Below are 21,267 nucleotides of genomic sequence, written 5' to 3' on the forward strand. Positions count from 1 at the left end.
CCTTCCTGGACGATCGACTGCGCCAGAACGGTCGCGGTCGTGGTGCCGTCGCCGGCGATGTCGTTGGTCTTCGAAGCAACTTCGCGGACCATCTGCGCGCCCATGTTCTCGAACTTGTCGGAAAGTTCGATTTCCTTGGCGACGGTGACGCCGTCCTTGGTGATGCGCGGTGCGCCGAACGACTTGTCGAGGACGACGTTGCGGCCCTTGGGGCCGAGCGTGACCTTCACAGCGTCGGCGAGGATGTTGACGCCGCGCAGCATGCGCTCACGGGCATCGCGAGAAAATTTTACGTCTTTGGCAGCCATTTTTAGCTCCTGGCAGGGGCTTGAATTGAGCCCTGGGGTTTAAGTGACGGTGAGGCCGAGATTCAGCCGATGATGCCCATGACGTCGGATTCCTTCATGATCAGAAGGTCTTCGCCATTGAGCTTGACTTCGGTGCCCGACCACTTGCCGAACAGGATGCGATCGCCGGCCTTGACGTCCAGCGGGACGAGTTTGCCGGCTTCGTCGCGGGCGCCGGAACCAACGGCGATGATCTCGCCTTCCTGCGGCTTTTCCTTCGCCGTGTCGGGGATGATGATCCCGCCGGAGGTCTTGGATTCGGATTCGACCCGACGAACGACCACGCGGTCATGCAGCGGCCGGAAATTCGACTTTGCCATTTTGGATATCCCTGGTGCGGAGGTTGAAAGGTTCTCCGTTGCCGGAGCGTGGTTAGCACTCGCCGGTGGAGAGTGCTAACGTGGCGCTGAAATAGGCTGTGGGCTCGTACTAGTCAAGACGGACGAGGGGACGGCCGAAGAGCAAAGGATTTGGAATCGGCGCGGAAGCTTCGCCCCCGTTACGGTGCATCCAACTGCCTAAGCGAGCGTTTCGGCCGTAAGCGCTGGGCCAACTTTCGTCTCTGTTTGGAATGTGAAATTATGTGAAATTAATGGCCGAGCAGTCGGCCGGAATCGATGGCCAGCCAAACAGTCTGAGCTTTTTGCAATTCATCATAACCTAAGTGGCATCGCCAGAAGGAGCGCTTATCGCAATCGATGGTCTGCAAATGCCTGCCGAAGCGCCTGGCAATCCTAAAGCAAGGCGCTCGCAATTTGCTTGTTCGGTAGGTTCCGATCAGCAGGTCGAGAGGAATGCTCGTTTTGAGGACGATGTTTGGGATTTCGTGATCGAGGTGGATTGTTTCTGTGGTGAGGTTTGCGTCGGCGATTATGCGCGCCCGTCCAGTGCGCCTACCGCGCGAATCTCTCCCTGCACGAATTCCGCCGTGAACGCAGCGCGTTGAGCCGCAACGGCACCGGAAAGCCTTGACGATCATGCCGGGTACTGGCGTGTGCTGCGATGTTGTAGGTGGTCACGCGGGCCTTGACGTCATTGCGACGGTAAATGAGCAGCGGGGACCGGGTGGGGGGCTTGGGGTTAGTCCCCGCTGCTTTGAGCTGCCTTAGCAGGGTGCAGTGGCAGCACAACTAAATAGTGACTGAGCGATGACAGGACCCAGACAGCGGAGCCTTGGGCACCCTGTCAGTCTTACGCCGGCTAGTGCCGCCCCCCAAGGCCACCCGGGCGGGTGTCTCAAGAGTGCGGCCGGGGACGGACCTTCAAAGATTGCGACTTCCGTACCCCAGCCTACACTCCGGCCTGACGCGCGTGCCCACCCAATCTACCCCAGCGTCAAGCGACAGGTCATTAGTAGCCGATATAGATCGCCCCCAAATCGGCCGCTTGAGCTAGCTCGGATAGACAATTCGGGTGAGCGGGTTCAACGGGGTCAAAAGGAGGGGTCGGAATATCCGGGCCAAATTTTCTTACGACCCATCGGATAACAGGCTTATGCGTGGCACCCCCCGTGCCCCCTCGGTTCCACCCACACAGGCCCCAGCGAGACGACCGCCAGACGCCGAGAGGCTGCCCGGTGGCGGTACCTCAGACCGACATGAGCACGCGCTGCGGGGCTATCCTTGTCCAGCGGTTGGAGTGCGTAGGGCAGACGGTACGGACCACCTGCTTATGACGTGCCGAGGGGAACGCTAAATGGCTCCGCTTCGCCAGCCTAGCCAAGGTGCGCCTGGAGGCCCCGGTTGCGGCCACGATGTTGTTCCAGGACTGGCCCGCCTTGAGCATCTTCACTATGGCCGCATTGCGCTCCTGGTCCTCAGGCCGCTCCCGGTAGCGCCCTTCCTGCTTGGCCTTCTGGATACCCTGGGCCTGCCGCCGCCGCCTGTCGTCATAGTCCTTGCGGGCAGTCGCGGCGATCATGTCCAGCATCATCCCGTTGATGGCCTCCTGCATCCGGGCGGTGAACTCGTCGGTTCCGCTTTAAGCCTTGCTCCAGGAGGTGGGGAGGTCGAGACTGGTCTTCGTCTGCGCCATGTGGATCACCGGCTTCGACGTGCCAACCTGCTCGACGATCTATCTCGACAAGCCAATGAAGAACCACACTCTGATGCAGACGATCGCGCGCGCGAACCGAGTTGCGCCCGGCAAACAAGCGCGTCAGCGCGGATCGATCCGCTGCGCGACCAAACGCAGTCGTTGCGCGTGTGCAAATCGAGGAGGCGATCTTCAAGTTTACGGATCCCAACATTGCGGGGAAATCCAAGCTCACGCGGCGACTCGCGCCCGGTCGGCCGGATTTCGCAATAACCATCCGCAGGAAACATCGCGGAGCGAACCGACGCCGGCAGACGATCAATGACAAGCGTCTGAATTGTGACGACCTGCTCGCGCCAATAGGCCCCTTCGGCGACATCCCGCCAACGAACGCGTCCGCGCTGGCGAACCCAACGGACCTCGGCAACGGTGATATGCATATAGTCGCCGGCAATGGCCAGGCCACGATCAGATCCATCGCAGCTTCGTTGCGCACCGGGACGACCGCGGCGACGGAGCACATAGCCTTCGGCCTGTTGGCCTTCGCGACACATTGGTTTTCGCGCGCAAGCGTCCACACCGCGTCTTCGCGCTGCTGTATTCCTCTATGAGCCTTTTCGCGATCGCCTCCCGCATGGCGTCGTCCATTGACGCTGCATCCTCTCTGCGTAGCCGAAAGGCCTCGAGGAATCGCTGGTGCAAGGAAGAGACTGCCATCCGGAACTCGTTCACAATGTCGTTGATCCTGCTTGTGCGACAGAGGGGTTGGCGGGCCTTCGTTCTGAATCATCCTGAGTGAAACGGAGTCGGGTCGGCTGCTTACGTCGACCGCTTAGGAAGAGGCCACCGTCGCGCGTTGGGCCGAGCAGCACGGAAATGGCTGCAGAGAGATAGCACGCGGGTATAGATATTGGGACATGCGAACAGCGTGTCGGAGGAGCACCGTGTCGATGTCATCATCGGCATCGACGTAGATGCCGCGCATCAGCTTCACCAGTTTGCCCGTCTCTGCGTGTCTTCTCGATCGTTTCCCCGACCAGATGGAGAGGCATTCTAATTTTTCCGTACTTCAGTACGCGAAAGTACTGCCGAGAAAGCCTTTCTTGGGTCGTCTTCCGAAGCGGAAACGTTGAAGGACAGAGGATCATTGGGCCTATGTGTCCACGCTAGCACGGTGATTCATCCAAAAAAATGCACGACAAGCTCCATCGAACAGGAGATTTGTCGTCAACCTGCCAGCGTATTACATGATGTTGCTAGCACCGAAGAATTTCAAGCATCAAAGACTTGCCAATGAACGACCTCAAAAAGGTGTGCCCACACAATATCACAGCAGATGAGAATGCGAAGCTTTGGTCGACCGAGGATCGACAGGACTCGACACGACACCCATCTCCTGCCAGCCCATTCCCATCTACTCGACCTAGGGCTGTCGAGCATGAGCAAGACCGTCCTTGCCGTATGGTCTGTGAACTCCGGCTTTGACCTCGCCGAATGGCAGTCGTAAATAATGCAGTCAAAAGTGTGCATACCGCGACGGCGACCACATTGTTTTAGTCTTTTCAACAGCCTAAGAATCCGACGGTATTCTTGACGGTATTACTTGGCGAGATGATAATATTTTCTCAATTAAAACAAGCGGTTATAGACATAATTGATCATTGAGTGGGAATGAGGGGAGTACGGCCGGCAGCATAGAGCAGCCGGCGCCCACTTGATCTCCGTTCGGTGTTGGTTGCTCTTGCTGCTCTTGCCTTCCTTCCAAGCGACTGGACTTATCTCAAGCCCGATTGGAGCCGGGTGTAAAGAGGCATTACCGTCGTGGAGAGCTGCGGCGTACTCTGGCATGCAAATCGGCTGGTTTGGTCAGCGCCAAAGCAGCTTGGCGCGTGCTGCTTGAGGTCTCGACGTGACCCTGAAGCCGACTTAGACATCTCGGTCGTTCCGGGGAGCCTTGCTACTATCCAAAAGCAGACGTCGTGGCACGATCCAAACGACAAAAACACTTGATAGGCGCATCGCTGGGAGGTTTTAGGCAATCGCGACGGCATGGGAAAGCGAGCCAACTGCCAAACGACCACATAAGTTTATTCGTTTTTGACCAATACACGCCGGCGGATTCCTGTAATCTTCAGAAAAACACCGGGCTAACCGGGCCAACCAGAAAGGTCGGGGAATGAAATACGTCGTCGATACGATCGGCGGTCCCGCGGGCGGTGATGCCTGGCAAGCCGCTGTTACCGAAGCCTATTTTCCGCTCGACACCGAGTATCGGAACCGTCGCGAATTTTCAGGCGCGCTGGAAACCTTCTCCCTCGGGCTCGTCAGCGTTTCAAAAATGCGCTGCGATGCCGTAAGCTATCGCCGCCACCGCCGCCATTTCCTCAACGAGCGTGACGCCAGCCTGCTCATCACCATCCCCGAAATATCGGAGGTGAATTTCTCGCAAGGGTCGAGAACCGTCAATTGCGGACCGGGGGGCTTCCTCGTTGAGAGGGGAGATGCGCCTTACGAATTCTGGCACGGCAAGCCAAACGCGCTGTGGGTTCTGAAGGTGCCGTCATCGAGCGTTCGGGCACGGATCGGATCCGCCGAACGGCTCAGTGCGCTCAGTTTCGACGCGACCCAAGGCATCGCAGCGCTCTTTCTCGACACGGTGCGAACCACGATCGGCCATGTCGATGAGATCACTGAAGCCGCTCGTGAGATGATGGGCAGGCACATCCTGGAAATGCTGTGCCTGTCGATCGTGAGCGACGATCGCGTGCTGGACAGCAACATTTCGTCCATCCGGGCTGGCCATTTGCATCGCGCCGAGCAGTACATTCGCGACAACCTGAAGAATTCCGGCCTCGGCCCGCAGGCGGTGGCTGATGCCTGCGGCATCTCCTTGCGTTACCTGCAGGTTCTTTTTCAGGACAGCAACCAGTCGATCAACGGTTTCATCCGCGACGCCCGGCTTGAACTTTGCGCCGAGGAGCTGATGTCGGTGACCAACATCAGCAGCGTTGCCGAGATCGCTTACCGCTGGGGCTTCGCCGACCAGTCTCAGTTCTGCAAGCACTACCGGACGCGGTTCGGCTGCGCACCGACCGATACTCGTCGCGAAGCCGCGAACCGGGCAGGCCACGCCTCGACCTCGAGAGAGCGGCACTAGACCCGACGAAATCCGGGCCAATTCCACAATCTATTGAGATCGTCGCCCGGTAAGGGGCGGCGAAAGCCGGGCTTTGCCCGCAAAGACCCTGCGAAGGAACTGTCATGAGCCGAATTAGAGTTGCCGTCGATGTCGGAGGGACCTTCACCGACATCTGCATCATGGACGAAGATAGCGGCGCGATCCGCATCGAAAAGACCGCCTCCACGCCTGACGATCCCATGCGGGCCATAATGAATGGCGTGGAGCAGGGTCGCATCGATCTTTCACAGGTGACGATGTTCTCTCATGGCACGACGGTCGCCACCAATGCGTTGATCACCCGCCGCCTGCCGCGCACCGCGATGGTCTGCACCGAGGGTTTCCGTGACGTTGTCGAGATCCGCCGCGCCAACAAGGAAGATCTCTGGGACACCTACAAGGATGTCGCCAAGCCCTATATCCCGCGCCGGGACCGGCTGACCGTCCGCGAACGGGTCAGTGCCGAGGGCACGATCCTGGAAGCGCTGGACGAAGTGGCTGCGCGCCGTGTCGCGGACATTCTCAAGAAACGGCAGGTCAAGTCCATCGCCGTCTGCTTCATGAACTCCTATGTCAACGGCGCCAATGAGCGCCGCATGCGTGAGATCCTGAAGGAGGCCATGCCGGATCTGCCGGTCTCGATCTCCTCGGAGGTCATGCCGGAAATCTTTGAGCACGAACGTTTTTCCACCACCATGGCCAACGCCGTCTGTGCCCCGGTCGTCGTCGACTACGTGTCGCGTCTTGGAGAAAAGCTTGCCGCGGCCGGATACAAGCGAGATCTCCTGTTGCTGCACAGCGGTGGCGGGGTCATGACACCCGCAAGCGTCAGGGATTTCTCAGCCCGCCTGGCAGGATCGGGCATCGCTGCGGGCGCGATCGCAAGCCGCTTCATCGGAAATCTCTGTGGCTTCCCGCACTCGATCGGCTTCGACATGGGCGGCACCAGCACCGACGTCTCGCTTGCATGGAACGGGGAGTCGCGCATCACAAAAGACTGGTACATCGAATTCGGATATCCGATCCGCTTCCCCTCCATCGAAGTGCTGACCATCGGTGCGGGCGGCGGGTCGTTGGCATGGCAAGACGAGGGCGGCAGCTTGCGCAACGGACCGCAGTCCGCCGGCGCCTTTCCGGGCCCGGCCTGCTACAAGAATGGCAACCGCACCGCCACCAACACCGATGCCAATGTCGTGCTCGGTCGTCTCGGCACCAGCCTTGCAGGCGGCAAGATCACGCTCGACCCCGCCTTGGCCGCCCAGGCGGTGCAGGAGACTGTGGCGGCACCCTTCGCCATGGAACTCCATCAAGCGGCCGAGGCGATCATCGCCGTCGCCAACGCCAATATGGGCAATGCCGTCCGGCTTCTCTCCATCAGCCGAGGCTATGACCCACGAGACTTTGCACTCGTCGCATTTGGCGGTGCAGGCGCTTTGCACGGAGCGGCCGTGGCAAAGGAGCTTTCGATTCCAACCGTGATCGTGCCGCCCAATCCCGGCGTCACCTCCGCGCTCGGTTGCCTTCTCGTCGACGTCCAGCACGATTTCTCCGAAAGCTTCATGGCCGATGCTTCGACTGTCTCGCCTGCCGAGATGCAGACAGCCTTTGTTCTGATGGAAGAACAGGCCGTTGGGCGTCTGGCCCATGAGGGCGTGGCGCGGGAAGACATGGCGCTGCAGCGTACGGTCGAGATGATGTACCAGGGCCAGTGGCGCTCGCTTGCGGTGTCAGCCCCGGCGCGGATCGAGAGCATCTGCTCGCTGATAGAGGCATTCCACAATGAGCACGAGCGCGAGTTCAACTACCGCCGCGAAGAGGCGCCGGTGTCAATCTTCCGCATCGCGGTCAAGGCGATCGGCATCGTCCCGAAAGCCGAAATACCGCGGCATGAAGTCTTGCCGCATAAGGCACAGCCGGTCGGCCGCCGCAGCGTCTGGTTCGACGGCGTATCTCATGACGCGGCCGTGTATGAGCGTGAGCAACTCAGTGCCGGCGCTGCCTTCACAGGGCCTGCCATTGTCGAACAGTTCGATTCCACCACCGTGGTTCCGCCGGGAATGAGCGCGACCGTCGATGGCTTCCTGAACATTCTCATCGTGACGAAAGGCTGAGACATGACAAAGCTGATTGAAACGAGCCCTGGCCTCGATCCGGTAACGTTCGAGGTGCTGAAGAACTCCTTCATCACCACCGTCGACCAGATGGCCGAACAGATGCTTCGCACCTGCTATTCCTTCGTCATCTACAACCGAGACTTTTCGAACGCCCTACACGACGCCGATGGCAACTCGGTCGCCCAGGGCAACTACGACATCGCGGTCCATGTCGGTACACTGCACAACACGTGCAAGGAGGTGATCCGAGTCTTCGAAGGCGATATGGCACCCGGCGACGTCTACGCAATCAACGATCCCTACGCCGGCGGTACGCATTTCAGCGATGTTCGGCTCGTCCGGCCGATCTTCGACGAAGACAAACTGATCGGCTTCTCCCAGTCGAACGGACACTGGTCGGATCTCGGCGGCTCGGTGCCGGGTTCCTTCGACGTCACCGCCCGAGACATGTTTCGCGAAGGCCTGCGGATCACGCCGTTGCGCCTTTTCCAGCGCGGCCGCTTCTGCTCCGACGTCGCCAACATGATTGCGGCCAACACGCGCGATCCGGCATCGATCATTGGCGACATCCATTCCCAGGCGCAGGCGACGCAGGCTGCCGAGCGCGAACTGTTGCGGTTGGTCAAGAAGTATGGGCGCGGCCAGGTCATGCGCGGTATGGAGGAGGTTCAGGACTACGTCGAACGTGCCGTGCGAAAGCGTCTCGCGGAGCTGCCCGACGGCACCTGGGAGACGGTCGACTACATCGACCGGGATCTCGGTGCCGGCGAAGGCATGATCCCGATCCGCATCAAGATGACGATCAAGGGCGACACGATCCACTACGATTTTACGGGAAGCCATTCGACCATTGCCTCGATGTACAATTCGGCCCCGGGCGCGACCTTCTCGGCCGTGGTCGCCGGCATGAAGACCTTCTTCCCGGACCTTCCACTCAACAGTGGGTTTTACCGGATGATCGAGGTGATCGCGCCAAAGAACAGCATCGTCAGCGCGGAATGGCCGGTGGCGGTGACCGGGTTCCTGATGCCGTTCGAAAAGATCATGAACGCGATCTTCGAGATGTGGTCGAAGATCATGCCCGAACGCGCGATCGCCTGCGCCTTCAACCTCGAATATCTGCTGGCCGGGGGACGTGACGCGCGCAAACCCGAAAAGCCGATCTTCATGTTCTACGAATGGCTGCCCGGCGGCTGGGGCGGGCGCAACGGCAAGGATGGTGCAGATGTCACCACCGCCTGCTTCGGAACCGGGCTGATGTCGCAACCCAACGAAGGCAACGAGCGGGTGAACCCGACTCGGACGATCGAGTTCCAGATCAAGCAGGATTCAGCCGGGCCCGGCAAATGGCGGGGCGGCGTCGGCGTGCAGAAAACCTCGTTGTTGCTTGAGGCTGAAAATGCCGTCATGTCCTATATTTGCGACCGCGAGCGCGCTGTCGTCTGGGGTGTCGAAGGAGGCCTGCCGTCGATGCCCCACGGCTTGACCATGAAGCGCGCGGGAGAAGAGACCGAGATCTGGCTCGGCTCCGTGTTCTCCGATTACTCCGTCCACACAGGCGACCAGTTCGCTCGTCCGACGGCCGGCGGCGGCGGTTTCGGCGATCCACTGGAGCGCGAGCCTCGCAAGGTGATGGACGACGTGATCGACGACTACGTTTCTCTGGAGCGCGCCAAGACTGACTATGGCGTGGTGATCCGTGAAATCGACCGCGACCTGTGCCAGTACGAAATCGACGAGACGGCAACCGAAGCTTGCCGTGCCGACATCCGGGCGAAACGGAAGGACTGGGCACGCATGGATCCTGAGGAGGTCGCGCGCAAATACCGCTCCGGCGAGATCGATACGCTCGATGCGGTTCGGCACTACGCTGTGATCCTCGACTGGGAGACTGGCGAACTCCTTCCCAAAACCACCGCCCAGTTCCGTGAGAGCTTTGAGAAACGGACGGTCGCCCACTGGGCCTGAGCGCTAATGAGCGCGCCGCAAACCTTGCGGGCGCTCGCAGGATGCCAGAGTTATCTGTTTTTTCGATACCGTATTCAAAGAATTACTATTTCACAGGAGCCTAAGGTGGAGCAACAATGCTGCAGCGCCGCGAAAGTTGGCTGCTTCCGAGGGGTATGACAGATGGCACCAAGCGTGGAACGATCGTTCACCGCAGCCAGCACTATTGAAGAGGCAATGGCCGCACGCCGGCGAGGTGCAGCGGTGCTTGCCGGCGGCACCTGGATGATGCGGGATCCACGGCGCGGGGTCGACCTTCCCGAAGCGGTGGTCGCACTCCACCGAATACCGGCCTTGTCCAAGGTCGAAATCGAACCGGACCATGTCGTGATCGGCGCAACCGTCACCCAAGCAGTCCTTGGCCGCGCGTTGCACGGGGAAGTGGGCTTCGAAGGTCTGGTTGCCGCAGCGGACGGTGCGGCCAATCCCGGCATCCGAAGGGTCGCCACCGTGGGCGGCAACCTTTGTGCCCTCGACTTTGCCGCCGCCGATCTCGCCCCCGCGCTTCTCGTCTGTGAGGCGACGGTGGAACTGGAGACGTTCGAAGGTCCAAAACTCCTCGGTATTTCGGATTTCCTCAAAGACAGGCATACGCTGCTGGCCGAAGCGATTGTGACGAAAATTCATCTGCGCCGCGACCTGGCCGCAAGTGCTCATATCCGCCTGCCGCTTCGGAAAGCCGGCGACTATCCGGTCGCCATCGTCTCCCTCGGGGTGGACAAGGACAAACGATGTCGCATCGCCGTCGGCTCGGTGGAGCCGGTAGCGCGGCGCTGGACGGCGCTCGAACAGGCCATGAGGGCAGGCCCGGCCTCCGCGCTCGATCCGGAACGCGCCGCCGAGCTTGCACTGGAGCACAATGATTTTCAGGGCCGCGACGGCAAGGAAGCGGAGGGTTGGTACCGGCGCCAGGTCCTTCCGCCGCTGGTCAAGCGCGGTGTTGCCGCACTTCTCAAGACCGGGGGCCTGGCATGACAGTGACATTCCAGCTGAATGGCGAGGACTGCCGCTTTGATGGCGATCCGATGACGCCGCTCGTCGACATCTTGCGGCACGAACGATTCCTGACGGGGACCAAAGCCGTGTGCCGCGAAGGCTTTTGCGGCGCGTGCACGGTGCATGTCGACGACGAAGCGGTGCTGTCCTGCCTGAAGCCGGTTGGACTTGTCCATGGATGCGCGGTGACGACCATCGAAGGAATGAGTTCTGGAAACCAGGCGCTGCACCCGCTCCAGGTCAATTTCGAGGCGGCCGATGCCGTGCAATGCGGCATGTGTTTTCCGGGAATGGTCATGAGCCTTTCGGCGTTCGTGCGTGACAATCCGCATGCGAGCCGTCCCGAAATCAAGGCGGCGATGGTCGGCAACATCTGCCGCTGCACGGGATATGAGCGGATCGTCGACGCCGTGGCCGAATGCCTCGACCAAGCGCGGAAGGCTGGCCAGTTGGTGGGAGGCATCCATGTCTGAGCTGTCCGCCACGGTGATGAATCTTCCCCGCCGCGATGCGCAGGACAAGCTGCGCGGGCGGACGAAATACACCAACGACCGGATTCGCCCCGACATGTTGCATGCCGTGCTGCTGCGGTCGACCGTTCCCGCGGGGCGTATCCGCAAGCTCGACGTTTCGGCGGCACTTCGCTGTCCTGGCGTGCGCGCGGTGGCGACCGGCGCCGATGCGCCAGGGCTCTACGGCATCGGCATTGCCGATCATCCGCTCTTGGCGATCGACACGATCCGCTATCACGGCGAGCCAATCGCCGTCATCGCCGCCGAGTCGGAGAAGCAAGCGCGGGCGGCACTTGCCGCCATCATGCTCGAGGTCGAGCCGCTGGCACCGGTGTTCACCATGGCCGAAGCGCTCCAGCCTGCCGCCCGCCTCGTCCACGAGGGCTGGCGCGGCTATGAGGTGATCACGGAGGGCGGTGCACGTGCCGGCAACATCGCATGGGAGGCAAAATCCAGCCGCGGTGACGTCGATGCGGCCTTCGCCCGTCCCGATATACGCATTGTCGAGAGCAGCTTCACCGTCGGTCGGCAGAGCCATGTGCCCTTCGAACCGCGCGTTGCCATCGGCTCCTGGGAGGACGGCCGTGCTCACATCCAGACCTCCACGCAGGTGCCTTGGACCGTGCGCAACGTCACCGGAAGGGTCATGGATCTTCCACCCGGGCGTGTGCGGGTCACTGTGCCCCCTGTCGGTGGCGGGTTCGGCCTGAAATTCGATGCGTCCATCGAGCCTATCACGGCACTTCTAGCGCGGATGACCGGGCGCACGGTGATCCTGGAAAACACCCGGCAGGAAGAGATGGCAACCTGCCTCTGCCGCGAGAATGCGGAAATCCGCATTCGGTCCGCTGTCACCGCCGAAGGATACATCGCCGGGCGCGAGGCGGTCGTGCTGATGGATTGCGGTGCGTATGGCGGTGAGCAGGTCTTCCTGACGACGATGACGGCGCACACGCTGGGCGGCAATTACAGGGTTGGCGCAACGCGGCTCGTCAGCCGCGCCGTATACACCAACACACCACCCAACGGTGCTTTCCGAGCTTGCAACGGCGTCTACAACACATTCGCGTTGGAGCGACACACCGACGAAATCTGCGATGCGCTAGGCTTCGACCCAATGGAGTTCCGGAAGAAAAATGTCCTGGGAGATGGTGATCTCGGTGCCACGGGCCAGGTTTTCGAGGCCGACGTGCTGGGTCCGATGCTTGATCGTATGGAGGCGTTGCGTGCCAATACCGGCACATCAGAAGCGAAGGCCGACGGCAGGCTCTATGGAATTGCGACTACGGTCGGCACATGGTTCGTTTTCGTCGGGCCCTCGGCGGCGACGGTGAACTTGAACGCCGACGGCAGCGCAACGCTGGTCACGTCGGGTGTCGAGATCGGGTCGGGTACGATGGTACAATCCCTGCCGCAGATCGTGGCTGGGCAGCTCGGCCTTACTCCCGACCAAGTGATCGTGCGCGAAGCCGATACCGACGCAGCTGGCCTCGATGTCGGCGTTGGCGGTGGGCGCACCACCGTGTCCATTGGTGCTGCGAGCATCGCCGCCTGTGCAGAGGTGCGGGAGAAGCTGCTGCGGACCGCCGGCGAGATGCTCCAGACCCGACCGGAAGACCTGGTGCTGCGGGACGGTCGTGTCGAGATCACCGGACGTCCCGGTTCCGTCATGTCGATCCCCGCCGTCGTCGCCCATGCGCAGGCCACCACCGGCCCGATCACAGGAAGCGGAGCCTTTACCGCCAGGAACACTCCGGCAATGTCCGGCTGCGCCATGGGGCATTTCATCGATGCGCTCGACATCCCCGTCTTCGTCGTTCACGAGGCCGAGGTGGCGGTTGATCCGGACACCGGTCATGTCGAGGTGCTGGCCTATCGCGTGGTTCAAGATGTCGGCCGCGCGCTCAACCCGCGCGCCATCTTGGGCCAGATACAGGGCGGCGTGGTGCAGGGGCTGGGCTATGCGTTGCATGAGGAGGTGACGCTCACCGCCGACGGACGCATCGCTCAGGATGATTTCGAGACCTATCGCCTGCCGCTGGCGCAGGACGTGGTTCCGGTTGCCGCCGACCTCTACGAGGGCGCACCGTCGATGGGGCCTCTAGGCACCAAGGGCGCGGGCGAGGTCCCGATCCTGGCCGTGGGCGCGGCGATCGGCTGTGCGCTGGCGCGCGCCATCGGCAAGCCGGTGCAGCAACTGCCACTGACGCCGCCGCGCGTGCTTCGACTGCTGCACGAGCGCGAACCACCGCCGGAATTCCCGCACATCGCCCCCGGCTGGGCAGCAAACACTCTGGGCTGAGGCAAGCAAACCATGGTCACCCTGAACTGCGACATGGGGGAAAGTTACGGCAACTGGCGCTTCGGCGACGATGCCGGCATCATGCCTCATATCGATTGCGCCAACATCGCCTGCGGCTTCCACGCCTCCGATCCATGGACGATGCTGAAGACCGTGCGGCTCGCGCTTTCTCATGGAAAGCAGGTTGGCGCGCATCCCTCCCTTCCCGATCGCGAGGGGTTCGGTCGGCGCGAAATGAAACTTCAGCCGGAGGAACTGACAGCAGCCTTCCTCTACCAAATCGGTGCGCTGACAGGAATGCTGGCCGCCGAGGGCGGGCAACTCGGCCATGTCAAACCGCATGGCATCATCTACGGCATGGCCGCGCACGACATGGACACTGCCCGGGCGATTGCCGCGGCGGTCAAGCCGTTCGGCATCCCGCTCTTCGGCATGGCGGGAACCTGTCACGAGACAGCAGCAGCTGAACTCGGCGTTGCCTTCGTGGGCGAGTTCTTTCCCGATCTTGCCTACTCTCCCGGCGGCAGCCTGATCATCCCGCGCGTACAGTCGGCCATCGACCTGACGCTTGCCGAGCACCGAATGGTGGGGGCGCTTACCCGACGCGAACTCGTCACGACAGACGGCACGATCCGCCCGGTCGACTTCGACACCGTCTGCATCCACTCCGATCCGCCGAATGCGCGCGACGTCGCCGCGCTGATGCGGCGGATCATCGACACCCATTCCACAAGCCTCCCATGATTTATTTTTCCGAATCGTGAAAGCTCCACGCACGGGATCGGGGACCATCTCGAACTCACCTGCCCGAACCATTCCACAAGCCGCTGAGGACTTCCATGGACGCGCTTTCCAACTCTCTCGCCGCCGCCGACATCGCCACCACGATGCACCCCTACACCAACCTGCGTCAGCACGAACAAACCGGGCCGCTGATCATCAGTCGCGGCGACGGCATCCGAGTGTATGACGAGCGCGGCAAGGAATACATCGAAGGGCTCGCGGGGCTGTGGTCGGTGGCCGTCGGCTTTTCGGAAAAGCGGTTGGCCGACGCTGCCTATCAGCAAATGCTGAAGCTACCTTACTACCACATTTTCTCCTCCAAGGCGCATGAGCCGTCCATCCGGCTCGCGGAGAAACTCGTGGAGATGACGCCGGAAAACCTGACACGTGTTTTCTTCACGTCGTCGGGCTCGGAAGCCAACGACACCATCGTCAAGATGATGTGGTTCATGAACAACGCGCTGGGCCGCCCCAAAAAGAAGAAATTCCTGGCACGGACCAAGGGCTATCACGGCATCACTGTCGCCTCCGGCAGCCTGACGGGCCTGCCGATCAATCATCGCGACTTCGATCTGCCGGCGATTCCCGTTCGCCACCTGACCTGCCCGCACTTCTATCGTTTCGGCATGGAAGGCGAAGACGAGGCCGACTTCACGGCGCGTCTGCTCGCCGAGCTGGAAGCGGTGATCGCGGAAGAAGGGGCTGACACCATCGCAGCCTTCATAGGAGAGCCGCTTATGGCAGCCGGCGGCGTTCTGCCACCGCCGGTCGGGTACTGGGAAGGCGTGGAGAAAATCTGCCGGGCAAATAATATCATTCTGATAGCAGACGAGGTGATCTGTGGTTTCGGGCGGCTCGGCACGCCCTTTGGCTGCCAGAAATTCAGCTTCACGCCCGATATCATGACGCTTTCCAAGCAGATTACCTCCTCCTACATGCCGCTGGCCGCGGTGATGTTCTCGGAGGCGATTTATCAGGCGATCGCCGACAACACCGAAACGATCGGCAATTTCGGCCACGGCTTCACGGCGTCAGGTCATCCGGTTGCCACGGCGGTGGGTCTCGAAAATCTCGCCATCTTCGAGGAGCGGGACCTGATCGGAAACGCGGCCCGCCTTGAGGCGTCGTTCCAGGCCGGCATCCGCTCATTCACCGATCACCCGCTTGTCGGCGAAGCGCGGGGCACCGGTCTTATCGGCGCTGTTGAGCTGGTGGCAGACAAGGCGACGAAACGCCCCTTCGCCAAGATTGGGCGCGCAGGGACTATCGCAGGAGGGATCGGTCACGAAGAAGGCCTCATCTTCCGCGCCATCGGCGACCAGCTCGCGCTCTGTCCGCCGATGATCTCGACAGGAGACGATGTGAAGGAAATCATGACGCGCATGGGCCGGACGCTTGAGCGCCTGACCGGTGCGGTTGCCAAGGAGGGACTTGAGTGACCCGTATGAAAGCCGAACCGGTCGTCCATATCGACGACGAACGCTTCCGGGTCACCGAATGGCGGTTTGCCACCGGCGCCGAGACCGGCTGGCACATCCATGGCTATGACTACGTCATCGTGCCGCTTACGGACGGCAAGCTCGGTCTCGAAGGCCCGGACGGCGTGCAATCGCAAGCCGCTCTCACCCAAGGGGTGCCCTATTCGCGGCGGACGGGTGTGGCTCACAACGTCATCAATGCCGGCGATGCGCCGCTCGCCTTCCTGGAGGTCGAGGTCGTTGAGGCTGGTGACCTCGCAGCCAGGCGGCTCGCCGTGCTCGACCGGTTCCTCGCGGCCTGGAACGCCCGCGACGTGGGCGCGCTGATGGACTGCATGGCTGAGAATTGCGCTTTCCACGGCTCGGCCGGCCCCGATGCCGAAGGGCGCAAGCATATGGGGCGTGACGCCGTGCGCGTCGCCTATGCAGCGCTGTTCGATGCCTTCCCGAAAGCCGTGTGGACCAAGGGACGGCACGTCGTGACGGGCGACACCGGGCTTTCATCATGGCGCTTCGTCGGCACCACGGCAGCGGGGCAGCAAATCGAAGTCGACGGCTGCGATATCTTCGCTTTTTCGGGGGAGCTCATAGCGCTCAAGGATTCCTACCGCAAAGCGCGAGGGTAGCGAAAATCTGAATTCATCGGGCGATGAGGGCGGTCCAAGCGGGCCGCCCTCATTTTTTGTCCAAAGGCAAGATCCTCAAAAGACGAAATGCCGGTCGTCCCAAAGCAACAGGGCCTTTCGCATATGAAGGGCCGGATTATCCGGCCCATCTTCTCCTACTTGAGCAAGGCTTCCATCGGCACCGGCTCGGAAATCGTCCAGTTGCCTACAACACCCGGCTTGCCGGCCTTGGTCTCGACGATCAGGTAACGCGTCGTGTTCTGGTGATGCAGTTCCGGCGTGAAGGTACGAGGCCCGAACAGCGTCGGCTCATTCTTCATCTTTTCCAGTTCCGCGACGACCGCGTCAGCATCGGTCGTGCCTGCGCGCTCCACCGCCTTGGCCCAGACGTCGACCATGACGTAACCCGGAAAGACATACTGGCTCGAGGGATCGGCGCCTGTCTTCTCCTTGTACGTGGCATTGAACTTCAGCACGGCCGGATTGGGATCGTCGCCATAAATCGATCCCTGAACTGGAACGTAGAAGTTTGTCAGATCGGGCACAGCCGAGAGCCAGTAGCTGCCATCCATGCCCGAGCCGTTCAGGATCATGGAGTTGATGCCCGCGGCGCGAAGCTGCTTGATGGCCGAGACGGCGCCCGGCATCATCGTGCAGAGCATGATCGCATCCGGCTCCTTCGGCAGAGACTTGATGCGGGTGATCTGTGCGGCGATGGAGGCGTCCTCGTTCTTGAAGGTGTCTTCACCGACAAGCTTCGCGCCCTGGGCTTCGAGCTTCGGCATCATCCAGTCGAAGCCGTCGCAGATGCCCTTGTTGTAGGCCGTCCAGGTATCGAGCAGACGGTAGAAGTCCTTTGCGCCCTTTTCCTTGAATGCCCACTCGGCCATGGTCGCTCCCTGCACGGCCGCCAGCACCGACGCAGAGAAGCTGTGCGGGCCGACACCCTGGATACCGGCCTTGACCGATTCCGCGCACAGGAAGAAGGAGATATGGCCTGCGTCCTCGGCCGCGAGCGCAGCCGGCGATCCGAAGTCGTAGTCGCAGGAGACAACCACGAGATCGGCGTCCTGGTCGAGCACGGAGAGGCCCGCCTTGGCGCCTTCGGCCCGGTCGGACTTGGTGTCGGCCTTGACAACCTTGATCTGCTTTCCAAGCAGACCGCCAGCCGCATTGATCTCGTCGATGCGAATCAAGGCCGCCTCCTGGGCAGGCTTGTCATAGGCTTCCATGAAGCCCGACTCCGCAGTGGCGAAGCCGATGACGATAGTCTCGTCATCGGCCAGGGCCGGGTATGCGATGGACATCGAGGCCAGAGCGGTTGCGACAATTCTCATTTTGTATGTCATGCACGTCTCCTTTTTGTTTTCCGGTCGGGCTTGTGCCGCCGGTCACTTGTTGCGACTGCTGCGGGGTAAGGTGAGCTCGCGGTTGCCCATGAGTCCGGATGGGCGAAGCGCGAGGATCACGATCATGATGACGCCGAGGGCTATTTCCTGAACCCCTTTCGGGAGGGCGAAAGTGGACTCGCCGAGCGATACGCCTGCCTCCAGCCAGCGCAGCGCCTGGATGAGGGCGGACAGCAGGACGACACCCACCACACCCCCCGACAGGCTGCCCATGCCGCCGACGACGAGCATGGAAAGGGTGATGAAGGTGAGACCGAGATAGAATGTATCGGGTGTGACCACGCCGATGGAATGAGCCATGAGCGCACCGCCCAGCCCCATCACCGCGCCTGATACGACGAACGCCACCAGTCTTTCCCTGGGGATGTCGACTCCGGAAGCCGCGGCGGCGGTGGACTCGTCGCGGGCAGCACGAAGGGCCAGGCCAGACCGGGAGATCGCGTGCGCCCAGGCGATGAAGATTGCGACCACGGCGCCGATGAGATACGGCCAGATCACGCGCACGATCGGAATGCCGACGACCGATGAGGTCGCTCCGGTCACGCTCTCCCAGTTGGAATAAATTGTGTTGATCATGGCGAGCATCGCGAAGGTCGCGATCGATGCTGCGATCCCCGATAGCCGCATCAGCACCCGCCCGAAAATGAGAGCGGCGAGGGCGGCGAACAACGCCGCCAGCACAGCCGATTGCCAGTACGGCAAACGGGTCGCCAGCAGCCATTCGGGCAGTCCCGGCAGCGAACCGCGTTTCATCATCGGATTGATGGTGAGCCACGCGGCCGCGTAGGCGCCAAGGCAGGTGAAGCCGATATGCCCGAAGCTGAGAACGCCCGAATTTCCGATAAAGATGTATAGGCCCACGACAAGGATGACACGGACGAACACGTCGATCACCGTCTGGTTGAAAGGCCGCGATCCGGTCATCACCGTGATCAGCGCGATGGCCAGCAGCAGCAGAGAAAGCAGGACCGGTGTCAGGATTGTGCGGCGGGCAAGCGCGAAGCGGGCGGGCTTTCGCTCGGCAGCCGCGGCACCGGCAGCGGTGGAGTTGGCAAGGGAGGCGGCGACAGCCATGAAATCAGACCCTTTCCTTGGTGCCGCGCGCGGCAATGAGCCCTTGCGGGCGGAAGAGGAGAACGAGGATGACCGCTCCATAGACAAAGGCATCGCGGAATGGCCGGGCGTCGATGGGCAGCATGATCTGCATGATCACCGACGCGGCACCCAGCAGGAAGCCAGCGAGCACGGCCCCCCCGAGGCTGCCGAGGCCGCCAATGACGGTGGCGATGAAGGCCATCAACATGATCGAGGCGCCCATCTGGATGTCCAGCGTGCCTGTCTGGGCGCCAAAGATCAGCGCAATGGCGGCGGCCAGCGCGCCGGAGAGGGCGAATGCGCCCATGATAACCCGGTTCGCACGCACACCCAGCATGCGGGCCATCGAGAAGTTCTCGGCCGCCGCCCGCATCTCCAGGCCGAAGCGGGTTTGACGCAGGAACAGCGTCAGGCCGATCAGGATGACCATCGTGGCGACGATCGTTATGAGCTGGAGGAGGGGAAGCCGGGCACCAAGGATCTCCACCGGTTGGGATAGTTCGGGCAGCAGCGAGATCGATTTCGGCCGACTGGAGAACAGCATGAGCAGGAAGTAGCGAATTACGAAACCGAGCGCGAAGGAGGCGATCATCATCGTTGCCGGATTTGCCTTGCGGAACCGCCTGAAGACGACGATTTCGCACAGCACCGACAGCCCGGCCCCGCATAGGAGCACGAAGGGCACCAGCAGATACCACGGCAATTGGCCAGCGAAGACGATGGCCATGGCGTCTGTTGACGGCCACAGCAGCGCGAAGACGCAGAAGGCGATGACGTCGCCATGCGCGAAGTTCACGAGCCGCATGACGCCGAAGATGAGGGCAATGCCAAGCGCCCCGAGCGCGTAGAGCGAACCAAGCGAGAGTGCGTCAAACAGGATCTGGAGCATCTCAGTGGTCCTCGTAACCGAAATAAGCAGCCTGGATCGCCTCGCCGTTGCCGAGCGTCCGGGCGTCGCCATCGAGCACGATCTGTCCGCCACGCATCAGGATCATCCGCCCGCCCACCATCATCGCCCGGGCCGAGCTCTGCTCCACGATCAGGAGCGTGAGCTGGCGCTGCGCACGCAGCGCGATCAGCCGCTCGTAGACCTGGTCGTTGATGTTGGGGGCGAGGCCCAGCGAAGGCTCGTCGATGGCTACAAGCCGCGGATTGGTCATCAGCGCGCGTCCGATGACCAGCATTTGCTGCTGTCCGCCGGACAGCAATCCCGCCTGCCCGTGCCGCCTCTCTTTCAGCATCGGGAAGGTTGCGTAGACGGCTTCGAGTTCACTGGCCGCTCGGCTGCGCCAGCCGCGGTCGCGGGCATGCATGCCGGTGCCGACCAGAAGGTTCTCTTCGGTCGTCAGCGAGCCGAAGACATCGCGCCCCTCCGGCACCATGGAGAATCCGAGCCGGGCGATGTTCTCCGGCGCCTGGCTGGTGATCTCATGGCCGGCAAAGTCGATCCGGCCGCCCGCAACCGCCGTAACGCCGGCGATCGCGCGCAGCAGTGAAGACTTCCCGGCACCGTTCGGGCCGGTGATGAACAGGATTTCTCCTTCGTCCATGGAGAAGGAGACGTCGCGGACCGCCGTGAGACGGCTATAGCGGATGGTGATATCGGAAAGGGCGAGCAGGCTCATTCCATCACCTCCAGCACAGGCAGGTCGGTGTTCGAGGCCGTTCCCATATAGGCGTGGCGCACCTTCTCGCTATCGCGGATGGCCGCGGGCGGGCCTTCTTCGATGATCACTCCGGAATCGAGCACGACGATATGCTCGCAAAGGCCGAGCACCAGCCCGACATTGTGCTCGATGAGCAGGACACCGCAGCCGAGATCGGCGGCGATGTGTCGTATCAGGGCCGAAAGCTCCCGCGCCTCTGGCGCACTCATGCCAGCCGCTGGCTCGTCGAGCAGGATGTATGCGGGCCGTCCCATCAGGGCACGGCCAATGGCTACACGGCGCTCATCCGTATAAGGCAAGGTTCCGGCGATGCGGGAGCCCAACGCCCCGATGCCTATCCAGTCGAGCATCGCTTCCGCTTCGGCGATGGCAGCGCGCCGGCTCATTCCCAGACCAACGCCGGTTACCTCCAGGTTATCCAGCACAGGCAGGTCGCGGAAGAGCCGCCCACCCTGGAAGGTGCGGGCGATGCCGCGCCGCCGGACCTGATGCGGCTTGAGACCCGTGAGTGCTGCCCCGTCGAGCTTGATGGTGCCTTCCGTCGGTGCCTGGAAGCCGGTCAGCACGTTGACGAGCGTGGTCTTGCCGGCGCCATTCGGGCCGATGAGGCCACTGATGCGGCCGGGCGTGATTTGGAGGTCTACCGATGACAGGGCCTTCAGCCCCGCAAACGATACCGAGACGTTCTCCGCGCTCAGATGACTCATGTCCCTTCCTTC

Annotated in this window: 17 protein-coding genes and 2 pseudogenes; 11 read left to right on the forward strand and 8 right to left on the reverse strand. The window is 61.9% G+C overall.

All coding sequences use genetic code 11. The features are described from left to right. The 3 genes and pseudogenes from AC0L25_RS17525 to AC0L25_RS17535 all read right to left on the reverse strand — a co-directional run. On the reverse strand, nucleotides 1–308 hold a 308-nt coding region (locus AC0L25_RS17525; protein WP_473596665.1), incomplete at its 3' end, for a TCP-1/cpn60 chaperonin family protein. Between the two features lie 62 nt (nucleotides 309–370). After that, complete coding sequence (gene groES, locus AC0L25_RS17530; RefSeq protein WP_254017454.1) at nucleotides 371–667, reverse strand: co-chaperone GroES; 297 nt, start codon at nucleotides 665–667, stop codon at nucleotides 371–373. Between the two features lie 1,267 nt (nucleotides 668–1,934). Further along, nucleotides 1,935–2,363, reverse strand: a pseudogene (locus AC0L25_RS17535) (recombinase family protein); the annotation flags it as partial. On the opposite strand from AC0L25_RS17535, the pseudogene AC0L25_RS17540 reads away from it, so the two are divergent. The 11 genes and pseudogenes from AC0L25_RS17540 to AC0L25_RS17590 form a co-directional block, all read left to right on the forward strand. Next, nucleotides 2,359–2,502 (forward strand): annotated as a pseudogene (locus AC0L25_RS17540) (type I restriction enzyme subunit R domain-containing protein); the annotation flags it as partial. The pseudogenes AC0L25_RS17535 and AC0L25_RS17540 overlap by 5 nt on opposite strands. A gap of 49 nt (nucleotides 2,503–2,551) precedes the next feature. Further along, nucleotides 2,552–2,992, forward strand: coding sequence for a hypothetical protein (locus AC0L25_RS17545; protein WP_473596742.1), 441 nt, complete (start codon nucleotides 2,552–2,554; stop codon nucleotides 2,990–2,992). Nucleotides 2,993–4,557: 1,565 nt separating this feature from the next. Beyond that, nucleotides 4,558–5,538 (forward strand): AraC-like ligand-binding domain-containing protein, encoded by a 981-nt coding sequence (locus tag AC0L25_RS17550; protein WP_473596666.1) that lies wholly within the window; start codon nucleotides 4,558–4,560, stop codon nucleotides 5,536–5,538. Between the two features lie 104 nt (nucleotides 5,539–5,642). Further along, a complete protein-coding gene (locus tag AC0L25_RS17555) occupies nucleotides 5,643–7,670 on the forward strand; it encodes a hydantoinase/oxoprolinase family protein (RefSeq protein ID WP_473596667.1) in 2,028 nt (675 codons plus the stop codon). Between the two features lie 3 nt (nucleotides 7,671–7,673). After that, nucleotides 7,674–9,641 (forward strand): hydantoinase B/oxoprolinase family protein, encoded by a 1,968-nt coding sequence (locus tag AC0L25_RS17560; RefSeq protein WP_473596668.1) that lies wholly within the window; start codon nucleotides 7,674–7,676, stop codon nucleotides 9,639–9,641. 162 nt (nucleotides 9,642–9,803) lie between these two features. After that, complete coding sequence (locus tag AC0L25_RS17565; protein WP_473596669.1) at nucleotides 9,804–10,655, forward strand: FAD binding domain-containing protein; 852 nt, start codon at nucleotides 9,804–9,806, stop codon at nucleotides 10,653–10,655. Beyond that, a complete protein-coding gene (locus AC0L25_RS17570; RefSeq protein ID WP_473596670.1) occupies nucleotides 10,652–11,149 on the forward strand; it encodes a (2Fe-2S)-binding protein in 498 nt (165 codons plus the stop codon). Before AC0L25_RS17565 ends, AC0L25_RS17570 begins: the two co-directional genes overlap by 4 nt. Further along, nucleotides 11,142–13,490 carry a xanthine dehydrogenase family protein molybdopterin-binding subunit gene (locus AC0L25_RS17575; protein WP_473596671.1) on the forward strand — a complete coding sequence of 783 codons (2,349 nt, stop codon included), beginning with the start codon at nucleotides 11,142–11,144 and terminating at the stop codon, nucleotides 13,488–13,490. Before AC0L25_RS17570 ends, AC0L25_RS17575 begins: the two co-directional genes overlap by 8 nt. Nucleotides 13,491–13,502: 12 nt before the next feature. Next, nucleotides 13,503–14,234 (forward strand): LamB/YcsF family protein, encoded by a 732-nt coding sequence (locus tag AC0L25_RS17580; protein ID WP_473596672.1) that lies wholly within the window; start codon nucleotides 13,503–13,505, stop codon nucleotides 14,232–14,234. A gap of 95 nt (nucleotides 14,235–14,329) precedes the next feature. After that, complete coding sequence (locus tag AC0L25_RS17585; RefSeq protein WP_473596673.1) at nucleotides 14,330–15,712, forward strand: aspartate aminotransferase family protein; 1,383 nt, start codon at nucleotides 14,330–14,332, stop codon at nucleotides 15,710–15,712. 5 nt (nucleotides 15,713–15,717) lie between these two features. After that, entirely contained in the window at nucleotides 15,718–16,377 is a 660-nt protein-coding gene (locus AC0L25_RS17590; RefSeq protein ID WP_473596736.1) for a nuclear transport factor 2 family protein, read from the forward strand. A gap of 155 nt (nucleotides 16,378–16,532) precedes the next feature. Here the strand turns inward: AC0L25_RS17590 and AC0L25_RS17595 are convergent, their stop codons facing one another. Genes AC0L25_RS17595 through AC0L25_RS17615 form a run of 5 tightly spaced genes read right to left on the reverse strand, consistent with a single transcriptional unit; the run spans nucleotide 16,533 to nucleotide 21,255 of the window. Next, nucleotides 16,533–17,726: an ABC transporter substrate-binding protein gene (locus tag AC0L25_RS17595; RefSeq protein ID WP_473596674.1), complete on the reverse strand. Its 1,194-nt coding sequence runs from the start codon at nucleotides 17,724–17,726 to the stop codon at nucleotides 16,533–16,535. Between the two features lie 42 nt (nucleotides 17,727–17,768). Beyond that, the gene (locus AC0L25_RS17600; protein ID WP_473596675.1) at nucleotides 17,769–18,860 is read right to left on the reverse strand and encodes a branched-chain amino acid ABC transporter permease; all 1,092 of its coding nucleotides are present in this window, start codon (nucleotides 18,858–18,860) and stop codon (nucleotides 17,769–17,771) included. Nucleotides 18,861–18,864: 4 nt separating this feature from the next. Further along, the gene (locus AC0L25_RS17605) at nucleotides 18,865–19,770 is read right to left on the reverse strand and encodes a branched-chain amino acid ABC transporter permease (RefSeq protein WP_473596676.1); all 906 of its coding nucleotides are present in this window, start codon (nucleotides 19,768–19,770) and stop codon (nucleotides 18,865–18,867) included. Between the two features lies 1 nt (nucleotide 19,771). After that, on the reverse strand, nucleotides 19,772–20,506 hold the full coding sequence (locus AC0L25_RS17610) for an ABC transporter ATP-binding protein (protein ID WP_473596677.1): 735 nt from the start codon (nucleotides 20,504–20,506) through the stop codon (nucleotides 19,772–19,774). Then, the gene (locus tag AC0L25_RS17615; protein WP_473596678.1) at nucleotides 20,503–21,255 is read right to left on the reverse strand and encodes an ABC transporter ATP-binding protein; all 753 of its coding nucleotides are present in this window, start codon (nucleotides 21,253–21,255) and stop codon (nucleotides 20,503–20,505) included. The genes AC0L25_RS17610 and AC0L25_RS17615 overlap by 4 nt, the downstream gene beginning before the upstream one ends. Nucleotides 21,256–21,267: the final 12 nt, after the last annotated feature.

The sequence above is a fragment of the Mesorhizobium sp. WSM4813 genome (assembly GCF_055811555.1).

What these genes read in the sequence shown, in the direction of transcription:
- AC0L25_RS17550 (WP_473596666.1), top strand. Translation starts at nt 4,558, where the DNA reads ATGAAATACGTCGTCGATACGATCGGCGGTCCCGCGGGCGGTGATGCC.
- AC0L25_RS17565 (WP_473596669.1), top strand. Translation starts at nt 9,804, where the DNA reads ATGGCACCAAGCGTGGAACGATCGTTCACCGCAGCCAGCACTATTGAA.
- groES (WP_254017454.1), bottom strand. Translation starts at nt 667, where the DNA reads ATGGCAAAGTCGAATTTCCGGCCGCTGCATGACCGCGTGGTCGTTCGT.
- AC0L25_RS17575 (WP_473596671.1), top strand. Translation starts at nt 11,142, where the DNA reads ATGTCTGAGCTGTCCGCCACGGTGATGAATCTTCCCCGCCGCGATGCG.
- AC0L25_RS17570 (WP_473596670.1), top strand. Translation starts at nt 10,652, where the DNA reads ATGACAGTGACATTCCAGCTGAATGGCGAGGACTGCCGCTTTGATGGC.
- AC0L25_RS17605 (WP_473596676.1), bottom strand. Translation starts at nt 19,770, where the DNA reads ATGCTCCAGATCCTGTTTGACGCACTCTCGCTTGGTTCGCTCTACGCG.
- AC0L25_RS17555 (WP_473596667.1), top strand. Translation starts at nt 5,643, where the DNA reads ATGAGCCGAATTAGAGTTGCCGTCGATGTCGGAGGGACCTTCACCGAC.
- AC0L25_RS17585 (WP_473596673.1), top strand. Translation starts at nt 14,330, where the DNA reads ATGGACGCGCTTTCCAACTCTCTCGCCGCCGCCGACATCGCCACCACG.
- AC0L25_RS17600 (WP_473596675.1), bottom strand. Translation starts at nt 18,860, where the DNA reads ATGGCTGTCGCCGCCTCCCTTGCCAACTCCACCGCTGCCGGTGCCGCG.
- AC0L25_RS17595 (WP_473596674.1), bottom strand. Translation starts at nt 17,726, where the DNA reads ATGACATACAAAATGAGAATTGTCGCAACCGCTCTGGCCTCGATGTCC.
- AC0L25_RS17590 (WP_473596736.1), top strand. Translation starts at nt 15,718, where the DNA reads ATGAAAGCCGAACCGGTCGTCCATATCGACGACGAACGCTTCCGGGTC.
- AC0L25_RS17615 (WP_473596678.1), bottom strand. Translation starts at nt 21,255, where the DNA reads ATGAGTCATCTGAGCGCGGAGAACGTCTCGGTATCGTTTGCGGGGCTG.
- AC0L25_RS17610 (WP_473596677.1), bottom strand. Translation starts at nt 20,506, where the DNA reads ATGAGCCTGCTCGCCCTTTCCGATATCACCATCCGCTATAGCCGTCTC.
- AC0L25_RS17560 (WP_473596668.1), top strand. Translation starts at nt 7,674, where the DNA reads ATGACAAAGCTGATTGAAACGAGCCCTGGCCTCGATCCGGTAACGTTC.
- AC0L25_RS17580 (WP_473596672.1), top strand. Translation starts at nt 13,503, where the DNA reads ATGGTCACCCTGAACTGCGACATGGGGGAAAGTTACGGCAACTGGCGC.